The organism is Rania fehmarnensis (genome assembly GCF_056494185.1).
Genome location: NZ_CM151398.1, coordinates 8579780 through 8597841, shown reverse-complemented (window position 1 = coordinate 8597841; position 18062 = coordinate 8579780). Strand labels below are relative to the sequence as shown.

Sequence of the window (18062 nt, the reverse complement as noted above, 5' to 3'; positions counted from 1 at the left end):
TAGGTGGCGATGGTAATGACACGCTCATTGGCGGAGCGGGTAACGATCGCTATGTCTTTGCAGATAATTGGGGAGTAGATTCGGTAACGGAAGTCAAAACTGGCCCCGATGCGGGCGATCTCTTCGACTTTAGTTCGGTAACTCGTCCACTGCTGTCAACCTATAACAGTGCACTGCGGATCACCAGCGGCGCGAACATCGTCAACGGCAGTAGAGATACATCAGGCAATGTATTGCAAGTCGAAGGCATCGAGACGGTACTGGGTGGTTCGTCGACCAGCGATTCATTCACGGCTAGCGCAGTTATAGGCACGGGCAGTTCGAACACCTGGACAGCGACCGGAGTGAACAGTGCGAGCATCAACAGTGGTTTTCAGTTCAAAGGCTTTGAGAACTGGATCGGTGGTCCGCAAGAAGATCAATTCGTTTTCGATTCAACCGATCGAGTTGCCGGAATTGTAGATGGATTTGGGGGCGTCGATACGCTCGACTATGCCGCCTTCGGAACAGCTGCGATCACCATCAATCGTCAATTGAAGACCGCCAACAATATTGGGCGTTTTGAAAACATTGAGGCCGTACGAGCAGGCACAAGTACCAACGATACGCTGGTCGGCCGCAATGTGAATGCTGATTGGACGATATCTGGTTTGAACATCGGTGGAATCGTAGATGCTGGAGCGGTAACGCCCTTTACGTTCGAGGGTTTTGAAAACATTACCGGTGGCGATGGAAATGATCGCTTTAGCGTAGCCAGCACTGGACGCTTGACGGGCAATCTGCTGGGCAATGTTACCGCCGATCGCGCGGATAACGATACTCTGGATCTGTCTGCCCAAACTGCGCAACTCGATATTCGAGTGGCAGGTCGCAACCAGGGCACCGTGGAGCTTGGTTCCAGTCGGTTAACCAACTTCAACCGCATAGAGAACGTGATTGCGGGCACTGCAGACGACACCTTTACAATGACCTTTGGTTCATCGATTAGTGGAGCTAGTAACGGGGGCGGAGGTCGCGACACCATCGATTACTCCAGGTGGAGCACAGCCGTTGAAGTCAATTTGGCCACTGGTGTGAACCGGAGCGATGTCAATGCAACAGGTACGATCGCCAACATCGAAGATATCGTTGGTGGCTCAGCCGCCGACAGGTTAACCGGCTCTCAATTCGACAATCGCATCATCGGCAATGCGGGTGCGGATCTGATCAACGGCATGGATGGCAATGACATCCTGATTGGCGACCAGGCCGTTATCACGTTCAGCGGTAATGACATCAGCTCAATTCGCTCCAATGCGGAGCGTGGCGATCACGATACTATTACGGCCGGCAACGGCCACAACTGGATTTTGGCGGGACTGGGTAACGATTCCATTGTAGCGGGTCAGGGCCATAACTTTATCGCTGGAGATGCAGCACTGCTGGCAGCCAGCGGCGGAGTGGTGACATCGTTCGAATCGCTCAGCGCTGCCTTCGAAGGAAACGATACCATCGCTACGGGCGTTGGTAACGATCGTATTATCGCTGGTCAAGGTAACGATTCGATCACCGATGCAGGTGGTAGCAACATCATCATTGGCGATCGTGGCGCGATGACCTTTGCCAGTGGCGTCCCCGTACGTGTATCGAGCCAAACGGGCGTTCTGAGTGGCGTCGACTCGATCACGACTCAAGCAGGCAATGATATTGTCATCGGTGGTGGTAACGCCGACACGATCCATGCGGGATCAGGCAACAACGTTCTTTTAGGAGACGATGGCTCGATTGGATTTGTGAATGGAGCACCGGTTTCAATCAGCTTGATCAGCTCGACCTTTGACGGTAACGACCAAATCACCAGCCTGTCCGGAGCCGACAGTATCTACACCGGTGATGGTGACAACCTGGTCAACGCTGGTGATGGTAACGATGATGTGTGGGGTGGCCAAGGGATGGATCGCCTCAATGGCCAGGGTGGCAACGACTTTATGGTTGGCTACTTCGGTGACGACCAGCTCGATGGTGGAATGGATGACGATGTCTTGTTCGGTGGCAACCCGATTGGTACGCGCAGTAACTACCGCTTGGGAACCAACGACTTTACGCTGCCGCCACAATATTCAATCGTAGAAAGTCTGTATTCCAGCAGCGAGACTAGCTTCGGGCTACCCGGAATCACCACCGGTGGATATGTGCCCCTCGTACTGATCACGCCCACAATTGTGGGTGGACTAACCGTCAACGGCGAGTCGGGTGATGGTCGCGACACGTTGCTAGGCCAAGATGGCAATGACGTGATGTTTGGAGGTGCCGATGTCGACGTGTTGCAGGGCGGCACGGGAATCGATTACATCGACGCCGGTTCGGGCAATGATGTGGATGTCGATGGTGGAGATGGTGATGACGTTGTGCGCGGTGGCGCGGGCAACGATGTGATCAATGGTGGCATCGGCATTGACAATCTCTACGGTGATGACGGGGAAGATCGAATATTTGGTGGCGCTGGTGATGCCTCAGGTAGGCAAGCTGGTCAGCGCATCTTTGGTGGCGAAGGCCGAGATACGTTGTTTGCATATGCACTTGCTGACATTGGTCAAACTCTCCTGGCCGGCGATCAACTATTTGGTGGCGGTGGTGGAGATACGTTGCAGGGAAATGTGCGGCGCGAGGTACTCGTTGGCGACGATGGCAATGATGTTCTCTATGGGGATGGTGTCATTGGCCCAGGCTTCCTACAGAACGTGACGACCACGGGCGCAAGCGATATGCTCGCAGGTGGCACCGGCGAAGATCAGCTCTACGGTGGCGATGGCGATGATACGTTGTGGGGTGGTAGTGGAAGCGATTTGATCGACGGTCAAAGAGGTGCCGATGCGCAGTACGGTGGTTCGGGGATCGATCTCTTTACCATTCGAACAGATGAACCGGCTAGACTCGATACGATCGATGGACATTTCGGTAACACCCTGGCCGGCGACACTCCCGATGACAACGCTACTGATATTGCGATGGTACTGGGTACGTCGGGTGATGATACGATTCTGATCGGCAGCAACACAGCCAACCTCAATCAAGCGATTGTCGCGTTCAATGGCGTAAGTGTGCCAGTGACCATACGCTCGTCTGCAGGCCACTTGCTAATCGAGCAGTTCCGCATCGCGGGCCTGGCTGGTCACGATACGCTTGGTTTCTATTCAGCGGCGGCCGTTGAAGCAGGTTTGATTACTCCGGCTAGTATCCCTGCAGGATTGGGTGTACTGGATACAACCTCGCTAGCCGCACGTTCTCGCGATTATGTGGGTGTCTTTGATGGCAACAGCGGCAATGATAGGTTGCTCGGTTCGTCCGGACGCGATCAGCTGGATGGCGGACTGGGAAGCGACAGTCTCTTTGGGTTTGCGGGTGATGATCGCTTGTGGGGCGATATCGGCAACGGTTCAGCCAATGATAACGATCGCTTGTTTGCAGGCACCGGTAACGATGACTTGATTGGCGGCCTGGGCACAAACCAGCTTTATGCTTGGAGTTTTGATCCGCAGCCGGCTGGAGATTCGCAATTCGGCGTCTTCGTCGATCCAACCGGTGCGCTGCTGAACAACGATGGTGATCTGAATGACGATGGCTCGTTGGACGTGGATGACAATCTGAGCTCTGGTCCCAAGCGTTTGCCCTACACGCTAGAGAACACGGGCTTGAATCGAATGCTCGGTGGCGAACGGAACGATCATCTGTTCGGTGGCACTGGCGTCGACTTCATGTATGGCAACGGTGGGATAGATACGCTGTATCGCGCTAGTGGAACCACGTTCGAGTCACTGGATGGCGGCTTGGCCGACGACGCTTGGAAGAGTTATGCTCGCGAGTCTGATCAAGTTTGGTATGTGGGGGCAACCAATGCAGACGACAAGATCGACTTGAACTTCGTTACCGAGCCGGGGTTGTTGACCGATCATCATTTGCTCACTCGGCTGACCAATAACAATGGTAACTTCAGCTTTGCTGCGCAGATTCGCTTGGACTTCGATGCGACCGATGCTGACGGCAACCCGGTATGGGATGCAGATCGTTTGAAATTCCGCATCGATGAGCTTCTGGCTAACTCCGATGAGGCTGCACGCACAACCGAGCTGGGCAAGATAGCTACCGCGACTTCGGATGCCACCAATGAACAACTGCTGGCCAGTATCATTCCGCCCGAAGGTGATTTCCAAGTTATCCTGATCGATGCCTTGGGTGGTAACGATCAAATCACAGTTGGACCGACGGTTCAGAAGTCGGTATGGGTAGATGCAGGCGCAGGCGATGACCAGGTCGAGATCCTGGCTGGCAACGCAATCCTGGTCGACAAAACCGAAAATTCCTTGGGCGGAGGACTGCGCGGCAGAAACGATATACCCACACAAGCCTTTACGCTCACTCAAGCCGTCGCTGGAGAACTGCAGAGTTTTAATGGCACCGCCGCCTCGACCGATGGTCTCGAGTTCAACGGCTTGACGATCGATAATCCGGCCGACGTCGACTGGTACCGTTTCACCTTGGCCACGGCACCTACGGCCTCCAGCGTTTTGCAGTTGGCCAGCGGTTCGCCGATCGATGGTTTGGGACTGGAGTTCTTCTCAGGTGCTCCGCTAGCTGCCGACATCACCGGCGTATCGAATGATAACCCGATCGTGATTACGACAGCCAGCACCGCGGGCCTGGTCAACGGGCAATTGATTTTGATCTCGGGTGTGTTGGGTAACACCAATGCCAATGGAACTTACTTTGCCAAGGTGATCTCGGCGACGAGTTTCGAGCTCTATACCAATGCCGCGCTGACAATAGGTCGAGCTGGCAATGGTGTCTATACAAGTGGTGGAACATGGACGACGCGGCTAAGCAGCGGTACAGCCAATGGCAGTGCCAGCTCGATCTCGCTGGACGGACTGTTGGCCAATGTTCCTTATCTACTGCGAGTCACTACGCCGAACGTCGTGCCTACACCCTATAGCCTGCGTTTCAATCTGACGGGCACAGCGGATGGTACCAGTTTGGCTAACATGCCCAAGACCGCGCTAGGTATTCGCAGCGATGCAGCGGAGCGTCGCGATATTATCATTGGTGGAGCGGGCGACGATATTCTGCGCGGTGGTGCCGGTGAAGATTGGATCATTGGTGGCCTGGGAAATGACGTGTTGATTGGAGGCGATGACCGCCAGGCCAGCGACTTGTTAATCGGTGGCGATGGCAATGATACTTTCCAGATCATTCCTGACGCTCTGCCGCTCTTGGGCAATCAACCCAACACCGAGTTTGATCCGGCATCCCAAACTTATTTGCCAACTTTCAGCGATCAATTCCTGGGTGGAGACGGCACAGACCGCGTGCTGTTCTTGGGTGGTGACAAAGATCGACGTGGTTTCGATGTACCTGACTTTGCTGCCCTGCAATACAACACGCTCTTGCATCGCTATGAATTCTCGGCGTTGGTCTGGGATATCGGTACCCAGGCGTTCCGCACACAAGCTGGACCTGGTGATACCCAAGTCTACCAGCAAGAATTCTTGTACTATCAAACTCGCGATGTGGAACAGACGCAGATTGAACTGCGCTCCGGTAACGATGTGTTCCATGCCGATCCAGGATTCCAGTTCTTGCCACAATCGGGCACTTTCACATCGAGCAACTTTGATTCGTGGGGCATCGAACTGGGCGACTACGAGCAAGGAGCTACCGAGTCGGCATTAACGATTAACGGTGGCTTTGGCGACGACCGCTTGTTTGGTGGAGTGCTGGCCGATGTGATCAATGGTGGACCTGGCAACGATGACATCGTTGGCAATCTGGGCGATGACAGAATCGAAGGCAGTGGCGGCAATGATCGACTGTTGGGTAATTTGCCGCCAGCCTCGATTGCGGTCAAGAGCTCGCCTGATTTGTTTGTCCTACCACCAGGCTTCCCCCTACCCTCGCCCACCGAAGTGTACAGTTACAATCTCGCGGCGCCTTATCTCGAAGTTTTTGTTCCCGCCAGAAATGGAGTCACGCTGAACGACATCACCAACGGCGCGGATATCTTACCCCAGCCGATCGTTTACCTGGCCTTCAATGATGTCGCCAATCTAGGCTTCGATTCTTCGGGATCGGGCCACAACGCGACTCTCACCGACATTACGCAGGGGCCAAGCGGAAATCAAGGTGGATCGGCCTCTTTTGGAACCGCGAGTTCATCGATCGACCTGGGTTCTCCCGGCGTCGACCTGGGCAGTCAATGGACAGCTAGCGCATGGATACTGGGCATGGTCGACTCCAGCGATTGGAACTCGTTATTCGTGACGGAATCGGGTGACGCGCTGTTGCTGGTCGCAGCGGGTGGCAATGACTTGGGTAGTTATGTAGGTAGCTTTGCCGATAGCGGCGCCGACCTGGCTCCATCCGGCTCGGCGGATCGTTGGCAACATTTGGCAGCGGTCGGCAGCAACGGACAGGTCCAGTTCTATATCGATGGCCAACTGGTTGGTACCAGCAACGCACAGCCTACCGGCAGCGTGCGCTACATTGGCGGATTTGGAAGCGGTGAACGATTTGCGCAGCGAATTGATGAGGTAGCGCTCTTCAATCAAACACTCAGCGCGGCGCAAATTGCCAGCTTGTATCAGTCGTTCCCATTGGGAATCAAAACAGACAACCAGAGTTTTGGTTTACAGGGGAACACGGCCAATGAGCAGTTGTCCAAGCTCACACCGATCGGCGACTTCAATGGCGACTTGCAAACCGACTATATGGTTTCGGGTAATGCGTCTAGCTACTTGATTTTCGGGCCCCTGGTCACCACGGATCTTGAATTTGCAAGAGACCACGCCAACATCATTATCGACCAAAGTGCTTTGGGACTGCCAGCCGATCGCTTTGGGGATATCAATGGCGACGGCATAGCAGACCTGGCATTTGTCAAAGACGCTGGATCAGATGTTTTTGTCAACATTGTCTATGGCTCGAAAACTGCGTGGCCGCGCGATTGGGACGCCGCCTTCGAGAGCAGCTTCCTGGTTCGTGCAGGAGCAGGGAACAACGCGCGGACAATCAAGTTGCCTGGTAGCCTGCTGTCGGACTTCGGCCAGTTGTCGGTGCAGATCTTTGAAACTACCGGTGACACGCTGGACGACGTGCTGGTGACTTCAAGCTCGACTGCAGTTTTTGGTATTTTGCCGCCGAAACAGAATGTAGGTTACATCTTTTCAGGCAAGACAATTAACGCGTTTACTGGTTCCCAGTTGACCGACGTTCAGCAGCATGCTCGCATCCAGATGAACGGATCGTCCGTGACGAAGGGTGACTCCCTCGTTCACCGCTATAGCTTTAATGAAACTTCCGGCACGACTTTGATTGATTCAGTCAGCGGACTGCACGGATTGATCGTCGATCGCTCTGGTTCGGGTCTTACATCCGGCGGCGGCGGATTTTCGCGAACAGGTACCGGCGTGCGACTGTTTGGAGGTAGCGATGCCACATCCGACTATATCGCCCTGCCTGATAACTTGCTCGAAGGGTTGACCGATGCCAGCTTTGAAATTTGGGGAACTCGCCAATCTGCATTGAGCTGGGCCAGGTTGTTCGACTTTGGTCCAAACAACACTGAATACTTCATGGCAACCTGGAATCAATTTACAGATCCAAACTCCGGCGCGATGGAATGGACAGATCAAGCCGGAACTACAAACTTCAGCTCAAATTTTGGAATCGTCAATGGCACCGAGCATTATTTTGCGTTCACCATTGACGAGGGTGATGGGCCTGGTGGCCAGACGCGAGTGCGGATGTTTCGCGACAATTTTGAGATCGGGTCATTCAATACCCCGAACACGCTCGCTCAACTCTCTCAGGGAGGCAATTGGCTCGGTAGATCCAAGTTCGCATCCGACTCAGTCGCGGATGCAACCTACAACGAATTCAGAGTCTACAACCGCGTCTTGTTGCCAGGCGAACTCGGTGGCTCACCTGACCAAAACTTGTCACACAATGTTCAGGCATTAGTGGCCGGTGACGTAAATGGAGATGGACGTGACGATATTCTCTTTGCGAACGCTGGCATCACGGTGGAGGTGTTTGAGGTAGACACGTTCCTCAACACGATATCCCCTCGGCCTGATCTATCCAGCAGCGTACCGTTTATGACTGCACTTCCAGACAACCCTAAACCCTATCTCATCCGCCTCAATTCGGCAGGGCCTGAACTGCGTGGTTATGCCGTTGGTGATTTGAACAACGACGGCTACGATGACTTCGCTTTGGGTGGTAAGGACAATCTGAAGATTTATCGCGGGTCGAGTAACATCGCCGCGACGCTGACCGCCAGCTTGACAGTGCCGGGTGCGGACCTGTCTGTAACGGGAGGTGACTTCGATGGCAATCGAAGTGGAGATATAGCTGTTTCGGGGCGACCTCTATCGAGCGATCCTCGGCTGGTTGCGCCGCAAACATACGTCTACTCCGATGTTTCAACACTGCCTGGCGGCTCGACACTTACTCTGTCAAATCCGTCGGCCATCGTCTCTTCATCCGGAATGGATCAAAGCATACCAGGGCTGAGCTTTGACGGCGCTGGTCAAGATATGGCGCTGCTGCCGACATCGGCAGTCAATGGGCTCGCGGATTTCAGTACGTCGTTGTGGTTCCGAACTACGCGAGATGGCTACCAGCACCTTATAAACGGCGCTCAGTTCTCAGACGGCTCGTTCCAGGTCGATCGATTCAACATTGCCCAGAATTCGCCGACAAACCTCCAAGTCATTTTCAACGACACAATCACCACGTTCTCAACTCCACGTCTTAACGACGGTGAATATCACCACCTGGTAGTGACTCGTAATTTCAATACCGGACTAACGAATGTATACCTCGACGGCGCATCGGTGGGTGCAATCACCGTGGATGCTGGTAGCGCACCGTTGAGTTTAAGCGCAGGTTACCTGGTATTAGGCAACGACATTACTAACGCCAACTACACGGTAGCTCCAGCCAACTACTTTGAAGGCGATATGGCCGAAGTGAGTTTCTGGAACAGAAGTCTGTCAGCCAATGAAGTTCGCGGCATTCGCACCGGCGGCATGAATGGTACAGAAGCCGGACTTCACGCTTGGTTCCGGTTGAGTGAGCCAGGTGGGCTGGACCTGATCGATTCCAAACAGAGTGTTTCCAACAATCCGAGTGGGAATCTGGGTAACAATGTTCAGGCGCCAGCCTCGCTACCAACCCGAACGGTCAGGTTTAGTCCTAAACCAAGTCTACCGAACACTCCATACCTTGATCTAAATGCCGATGGTCTTTCAGACTTGGTTGTCAGCGCAGCCTATGGCGCGACTTCGCTTAGCAACGCGGGTCGTACGAGTGTTGTGTATGGACAGCGCACCAGTCGCAGCTTGCCCGCTACCTTCGATGTACTGGAAAATTGGTCCGTCTCCGGCAGTGGCTCCTTTGTGAAAGATACTGGTACAGGGCAACCTGTGCGATTCGATGTTGGCGGGCGTCCCTTTACATTTGCTCCAGGTACAACTGAACGCTGGTTCCAATTTACGACACTGGGCGATGGCAACGCGGATAACTTTGTGCGTACCAATGGGCCGGTGCGCATGGACCTGCTCAATGCAGCCGGTGATGTGCTGGAGGAAAATCAGGCAGCCTTATCGCTACGAACGCTGGCTGCTGGTACTTATTACTTGCGAGTCTTCGCACCCACCCTGGCATCTAACATTCCGTATACGTCTTCGATTGCCCTCGGAAACCTATTCGACGATCCGGCGGGAGTGCGTGTAGAAAGTGCGATGGTAAGTGATGCGATTAGAGCGACAGCCGAGTCGACTGATTTAGGAATTGACAAAGTTCAATTGGGTGGAGCATCGACGTTCAGCTTAGATTCAGCCAGTCTTATTCCATTCAACTTCTTCAATCTGGGCTGGACTGCATTTTCTTCCGAACCGCCAACCAACGATGCGGTTCTGAGTACTAGCGTCTCGGTTTCGATTAAAACGACTCGCGACAACAACGGGCCTTCGCTGACCGGCAAGACCGAAGATGGCATCGGGATGATTGCCAACTCCGTCCTCACGTTTGATCTCGACGAAATTCGCGCAGCTGCAGGTTATGTGCCTGGACAGCCGTTGCGGCTGATCATCGATAAAGCAGGTCTCAACGACGGTACGATCTTCTCGGAAATACGTAGTACAGTTATCGTCAGTAACGATACCGAAGTTCTGAAGGGTTACGTCAATGGTCAGGAGATGGAGCTGAGCAATACTGCGGGTACCTGGTCGTTTGGTGGAGCCATTCCCAGCCCACTGGTAACTCAATTGGTCAGCTTTGATGTAGATATTCCCAGCGATGCTCGTTACTTGAGCCTGGCCATGTCGGGCGGCGGACTAGCACCAACTCAGAACCAGGGAGTGTTCTCTGGCATTCGATTAATGGCTCAGGCATTCACGATCGATGTTGCCCCGCCCCAGGCTGGGCAGACTCATGAAGTTTCCGCGTATCCCGACCGTGACATTCTCGCCGGCGGCGATGGTGATGACCTGGTGCAAGGCAGCTACGATCTTGATAGATTGTCCGGCGGTAGTGGCGCCGATACGATCATCGGAGAATCTGTTGAGATTCGCGATGCAGAGATCTCTGACAACGTGGTCACCAACATTCCCTCGGATCAGACCACCTACGACAACTCGGCGCCGATTTTAGATCCGATTGTTTCCAGTTTCGAAGTTGTCGAGTTTGCGGACAATTTTGAAGCGCTATCGATCGACAGTAGTCGCTGGACGGTGTCCGGAAGTGCCTCTACCAGTGATTTGGTTCTTAACGCTCCCAGTGGCACCAGGGCCGCCCGCTTGCAGGGTACCGCGAGCATAACGTCCACGTTCATCGATTTGTCCCAAGCGGCGTCGGCCACGATCACGTACAGTTTCGAGCAAACAGGTTTCGGTGAGTCGCCGGATCCGGGTGATGATTTGATCGTTGAGATCGAAAGCACCACACCCAACACGTGGACTGAGGTAGATCGACAACTGGGAAGTGGTCCCGACATGATTCGCTTCGTTGCCGGTCGAGTCGAGCTGCCATTCGCCGCGCTGCGATCCAATATGCGATTCCGTTTTCGCACCGTGGGAGCGACTGGCTTCGATGACTGGTTTGTAGATGACGTAGCGGTCACGGCCACATACGGCTCACCGCAACTCCTGGCAACCATCGCACAGAACCTCGGCGATCCCGTGACGTTAAGTCGGGATCCAGCGAAGAATTCGCTTAAGTTCGATGGAGTAAACGACTATGTGGAAGTTCCTTTTGACGCGGCACTGAATCCTGGAGCCAGCCTGGCGACAGCCGACTTCTCTGTGGAGTTTTGGGCCAAGGTCGAAGGTGGCAGCGGCGCATGGCGCACAGCGGTGGCGTCCCTAGGTTCTTCACGGGGCTATGCGATATCGGTCACCGCCGCTAATACTTGGCAGTTTAGAACCGGCGCAGCCACGACTATCGAATACTTGAATGGTCCGAGTGTTGTCGCCAATCAGTGGACGCACATTGCGGCTACCTTTGATGCGACTTCGGGCCCCGATGCCAATGGCGCTTATCTGGGTACGATGAGCCTGTATGTCAACGGGCAACTGGCTGCCTCGCAAACTGGAAGATATGCGCGAAACACTTCCAGCGCACTAAGTGTTGGCGGCGAAGCTACATTCTTCCCGTTTAATGGTTCGATCGATGAAGTTCGAATTTGGAACGCGGCCAGGACTGCTCAGGAAATCGAGCAAAACTATAGACTGATTGTAAGTCCTTCGATGAGCAGCCTGGTGGCCTACTATCGGTTGGATGAAGGGTCAGGAAACATCGCCACCGATCTCACTACGCCTGCGAACAACGGAACATTGATCAATGGAACGCTTTGGTCATCAAGTACGTTTGATGAATTCCCAATTCTGCATCGCGCGTTAACGGCTTCGCGCTTGGCTTCGTTGACGTCACTCGACGCCAGCAGTCGTGGTCTCTCGAATCTCCAAGGCGCAGAATTCCTGGTTAATGTCCAATCACTCAATCTGGCTGGTAATAGTTTGAAAAATTCTGACTTATCGACCATTGCCCCCAGGCGAATTGTGGCCGGTGTGCAAGCGACTGAATTGGTAGGACTGTCCTTGCTTGAATCGCTGGATCTCTCCAACAATTCATCAATCACCAGCATCGGCCAACTCGCCGCCTTCCCCGAGCTCAGTTCGCTACGGCTGGAGGGAACCAATGTAGATCTCAATTCAGTGAGTACATCCGCGACGTTTTCCGCGTTAACTAAACTCACGAGTCTGACCGTACCTTCACAGATTCTGGGCATTGGACAAAGCGTCGTTACGGTTGAAGGGCAAGCGACCAGCATTCCATTCCAAGTCGGCGCGCTGAACTTCGATGGTATTGATGACCATGTCACGACCTCATCGGCATCGGCTTTAGGATTCAACGGTAGCTTCACCGCCTCGGCGTGGATTTTCCCGACAGCTAACGATCCGATCATTCGGCCAGTTTTTGGAACGCAAGCAACCAGTTTCAATCAAGGTTTGCACATGGGCCTGCAGAATGGCAGAGCCTTCATGGGTTTCTTTGGCAACGACCTGCTAGGCAACGCCATTGTGCCGTTGAATGAATGGAACCAGATCACCTGGACATACAATCTCGCGACTCAGACCAGGTCGATCTATATCAATGGCGTCTTGGATAATATCGATGTCTCGGTACCCTTCGCTGGTACCGATACGCTCTTGATTGGACGAGCCTTTAGCGACAAATTCTTCGCTGGCTCGATGGATGGAGTGCGCGTCTTCAATCGCGCACTGACCGAAGCTGAAATTGCGAGCAATGTGTTCGATGGAGTCCCCCTGTCCGGTACCGATGTCACGGCCGACTACAAATTCAATGATGCTGCTGGTACAACAGCCATCGATAGTAGCGGCTCCAATCGAACAGGTACGTTAGTCAACGGACCGACGTTTGCGACACTAAACAACGTCCCGTGGGACGTCAGCGGCGCCGTGACGGCTGCGGGCAATGCCAGCCCGATCGTGTTTACGCCGACCGATGAAGGTGTAGCCACGGTGACCGTATTGGGAAATAGATTCCCAGTTGTGATTCGCAACATCGCACCTATAGTTACCAAGACTCCCAACCTGGGACTGGCCAATTCCAGCTTGGGCGTTCGCGAAGGGCAAACGATTTCTGTCGACGCACCACGCATTGTTGGCAGTACCGTCGAGTACGACGTGCGCGTGGCGGGAACGATTGTCGATACGTATGTAGTCAGTGATCCGGGTACACCCGATCGCTCAGATATGCTTGGTCAAATTACTATTGCAGACGCAGTTGGCCAAACCACCGATATATCGTATCGTGGTTCGCTAGCCTTCAATGGAAACGGCTATGTCGAGACCAGCTACCAGCTCAGCCAGACTCAGCGAACCAGGGCCACGACCTTTGAAGCTTGGGTACGTCCAACTGCATCAACAGGAAATCGCTTCGTATTTGACACAGCCGGATCCGACGGACTGGGCTGGGCCTTGTATCACGACGGAGCAACATGGTTTATCGATACAGGAGCGGCTCAGTTCAATACGACAGTCGCCATTACAAACGATACATGGCAACATGTAGCGGTCGTATTTGATACCCAAGGCCAGATTCACTTCTATGTAAACGGGTTAGCGGCTGGATTGCCGACAGCCATCGCCGTTCCAACACTTGCCGGCTCATTAAACATTGGTGGCGACTTCGCCGGTAACGATTCCTTTGTTGGAAACATCGATGAATTCCGCGTGTGGAATCGGGCGCTGACGGCCGCCGAGATTGCTACCCTGGATGACGGTCCAGTCGCTTTTGATGCTCCGAACCTGGCAGGTTGGTGGAGCTTCAATGAAGGCGTTGGTTCCGTCGTGCGTGATCGATCGCTACTCGCCAATGACGCTCGAATCCGCTCGATCATCACACCCGTCAGTGCCACAGCCAGTTCGTTCCCTAGCTTCTTCCAATCTCCAACCAACACGATCAATGGTTCTGGTTTAACGATTCAGACGCCCATCGACAATAGCACGCATACCAGCGGTTTCCCTTTCGGTGGTGGCAGTCAGACCTTCTGGCACACAAGTACCAATGTTGATGGCAACACCTACATTGAGTTCGATCTGGGTGCCAACTACGACCTAAGCGAAATGCTGGTCTGGCAATTTAATGCCGTCTTCACTGGAGGTGACGAAACCAATCGCGGCGTCAAGCAATACGATCTGTTTGTTGGTACCGATCCCGAACCCACAACCCAGATCATCGCGGACGCACCGTTGAGCAAAGCTAGTGGAACGGATGCGGAACCCGCCCAGCGCATTGCCCTGCAAGGGCTGGCGCGCAACGTGCGCTACGTGCGCATGAAGATCGATTCCAATTATGGTGGTCCGTTCGTGGGTTTGAGTGAAGTCCGTTTCCTGGGTGCCCCAAATCTGTGGAACAGCAGTACGCCACCTATGTATGCGACCACTTTCACCGCGGTCGATGATGGGTCTTATGTATTGAAAGCGACGTTCTCCGATTTGGACGGGGGATCGGATTCGATTCAATCGACGGTAACTGTCAGCAATGTCGCGCCGACTATTTCCAGCCTCAATCTCGGTAACTTGCCGGTTGCAGTCAATCGTTTGTTGACGTTTACCCCAACCATTAGTGATCCCGGTACTCGGGATGCATTCACGTATCTCTGGACGGTCGCCACCAACAACGGCCAAAGCATTCTTTCTAGCGAAGAACGTAACTTTGCATTTACACCGCGCTTTGCAGGCCAATATACAGTTACCCTCACCGTCACCGATTCCGACGGAGGAACAACTTCATTGTCCGATGCGGTGATCGTGCTTCCGGAAGTCGATGTACTTTCCACCGTCTCGGTCAATTCATCCGCGATTCCACGCGCGGGCGATATTGTCACTCTGACTTCATCTACCAGCACCTTAGCACCGGCCGGTGGAATGATTGGGGCAGAAGCCGCAACCAGGCAATACGCTTGGACCATCCAGTTCGGTGCAGCTGTGGTTGCCAGTGGCACGGCCACAAACCTGACGTTTGTGCCGACAAGGCCTGGCCTGTACACCGCCAGCCTGACGGTTACCGACATTATTGCTGGCGTGCCCTTCAGTAACACTGTCAGCAATGTGAACTTTGCTATCGAACCTGCTCTGACGACGGTGATACTCTCAGAGAATAGTATCGTGGCCCCCGATTTCGATGGCGTTGACGATCAGATCGACTTGGGCGTCATCACCCAGCCACCAACCGATAATTTCACCGCTGCAGCTTGGATCAAACCGGATTCGCTGGGTGGGCTGCAAAGGGTTATCAGCGCTCCTAACTGGGGTTTGGGCTTTAACGGTACTGCGCTGGTTCTCTTTAAGGACAATGCCAACTTTGCCTTCTTCCAGGTGCCAGCCAATCTGCCGATCGGAGTTTGGTCGCACGTGGCTGTAACGATGAGCCCCAATGGTCCATCTACGCAGGTGGAGTTCTTTGTCAATGGAGTTTCTATCGGAGTAGTTACCAATGCTTCGGCCATCAACACCGATCCAGGTGCGAACTTCATCGGCTCGCGCGGTGGCTCTGAGTTCTTCGACGGCATGATTCGCGAAGTAGGTATTTGGTCTAGCGCACTCAGTAGCGCTCAAATCAACGCGGTCAAAGCAGGAGAGCTGGCCAACGCAATTCCACTTCAGTTCTGGAGACTGGATGAAGGCGCAGGTGCGACGATTACCAGCACGACGGGCAGCGTTAGTGGCACGCTGGTCAACGGCCTGGACTGGGCTAACCAAACGATGGCTGTCGAAGGTGACATACTCACTTTCACACTTGGCAATCTGCCGGCGGTCTCTGAACTGGGAACTCGCGCGGTGGTGTGGAGTGTCTCACCTGCCTCCTTCGTGGTCGTGCCTACCAGCGATCCGCAAACGTTCCAAATTCGCGTGACTGGCGATGGCTTCTATACGGTAAACGCGACGATTACGGATACGTATTCCAGTCCGCAGTTCGCTACTACGGACCTGGTTCGCGTAGCCAATCGCCACTATGTAACTGCCATCAACACGGCCGCGGACATCACTGCCGATGACGTGACAGGCTTCGAAAATGCGGCTGTAAACATCGTGGCTGCCGTGACCGATGCAGGTGAGACGGATACTCACACATTCGCCATAACCTGGAGTGATGGTTCGACGGCTTCGACCGGAAACGTCGTGGGTGGACTAGCTACCGTCATCAAGACGTTTGAACAAGACGGTACCTATACAGGAACACTGACCGTTACCGATAGCGACGGGGCTGAGCGTACGCAGCCGATCAGCATTGTGATCGCCAATCGAGCTCCAACGGCCAACGACGACTTGGGATTCAGCACGGGCGAAAGCAGCCCGCTATCGATTGCAGCCGGTGCGATTCTTGGCAATGACTCCGATCCGAGCCCGCTGGATTTGCTAAGCATCGCTAGTGTCAATGCCACATCGACCTTGGGCGCTGCGGTAGTGCTCAATGCAGATGGATCGGTCACCTACGATCCGAACAGCTCCGCAGCTCTCAATGCCTTACAAGTTGGTCAATCGCTGGTCGATTCGTTCATTTACGCCGTGATAGATACAGCTGGTGCCCTCGGAACGGCCACAGTCTTCGTAACCGTCAACGGACAAAATGATTTGCCGATTGCTATTACGGATTCGGCGGCGATTTCAGAAGATGCTACGCCCGCGACGGTAACGGCCAATCTCTTGACCAATGATTCTGATATCGATGCCGAAACCACCTTGACCGTAACATCGGTTGCCGGTTCCAACACCAGCCCGGTCGCTGGTCTGTATGGCTCTTTGATTTGGAATGCTGACGGAACCTATACGTATCAAGTAGATAACAGTCGTCCCGCAGTTCAACAGCTCGCAGCGGGTCAAGCTCTTATTGAATCGTTCGCTTATGTACTCAGCGATGGCGTTGGATCCACTGCATCTTCGCTGACGATTCAGATCAACGGAGTCAACGATGCCCCAACGGCTACCAGTAACTCCAATGTTACCGACGAAGATACGGTCGTTCGCATTGAGCCCGGCAAGTATGACGATGCAGTCTTGGTCGACTCGCCGGTAGCCTACTGGCGACTCAATGACATTGTGGGCACCGTCGCCGCTAATCGCCAGGCACCGAGCACACCGGATGGCACGATCCAGGGATCGATCGGCTATGCAGCTCGGGGACTGATCGCCAATGCGCCAGACTTTGGCTTGGCGTTTGATGGCACGCAGACAATTTCTGTGCCGGATTCAGAGCTCATTAATACCTACACTGGTAATGCTACCAGCAAGAGTATCGAACTATGGTTCAATGCCTCCGGTGTGCAATCGCGACAAGTGATTTACGAGCAAGGCAACACAGTTAGTGGACTTAACGTTTACATCGATGCTGGGCAACTTTACTTTGGTACCTGGAATGCCAGCGTATTCGGGCCGATCGTCAAAGCCAACATTGCCAGTAACACCACCTATCACGTAGTCGGCGTATTCGGGGCTAGTTCGGCCACGCTGTACTTGAATGGGGTGCAGGTTGCTACAGCTGCTACCGCCTTCAGTGGAATTGCTCCTCATGCTGGTGAAACGTTCATCGGCGGAGCCTCGACGACCCGCTTCCATGATGGTACGGCAACCACTGGTAACAACTTCATTGGTTCGATCGACGAACTTGCACTCTATAACGTCGCCCTGACGGTTGCCCAGGTCGAAAGTCATTATGCGGCCACGGGTTTGTTAGCTGGTGACACGGATGTCGACTCAGGTGATGTTCGTATTGTCACCGCGGTGAACTCAGTTGCGGAGCATGTGGGCCAAACGATCCAATTGCCTTCGGGAGCGCAGTTAACAGTCCAGGCCGATGGCTCGTATGACTATGATCCTAACGGCGCGTTTGATCACTTGAATGCCAGCGGATCAGGCACGGATCTCTTCACCTACACCATCACCGATGCCCGCGGAGCCAACTCAACCGCAACCGTGACGATTACGGTACAGGGTCGGAAC

1 pseudogene (cut by a window edge) is annotated in these 18062 nt (G+C 54.0%); it reads left to right on the top strand.

Annotated features, from left to right (window positions below):
* Positions 1-18062: pseudogene (locus tag SH573x_RS29190) on the top strand (LamG-like jellyroll fold domain-containing protein) (its annotated part extends 11944 nt beyond the left edge of the window); the annotation flags it as partial.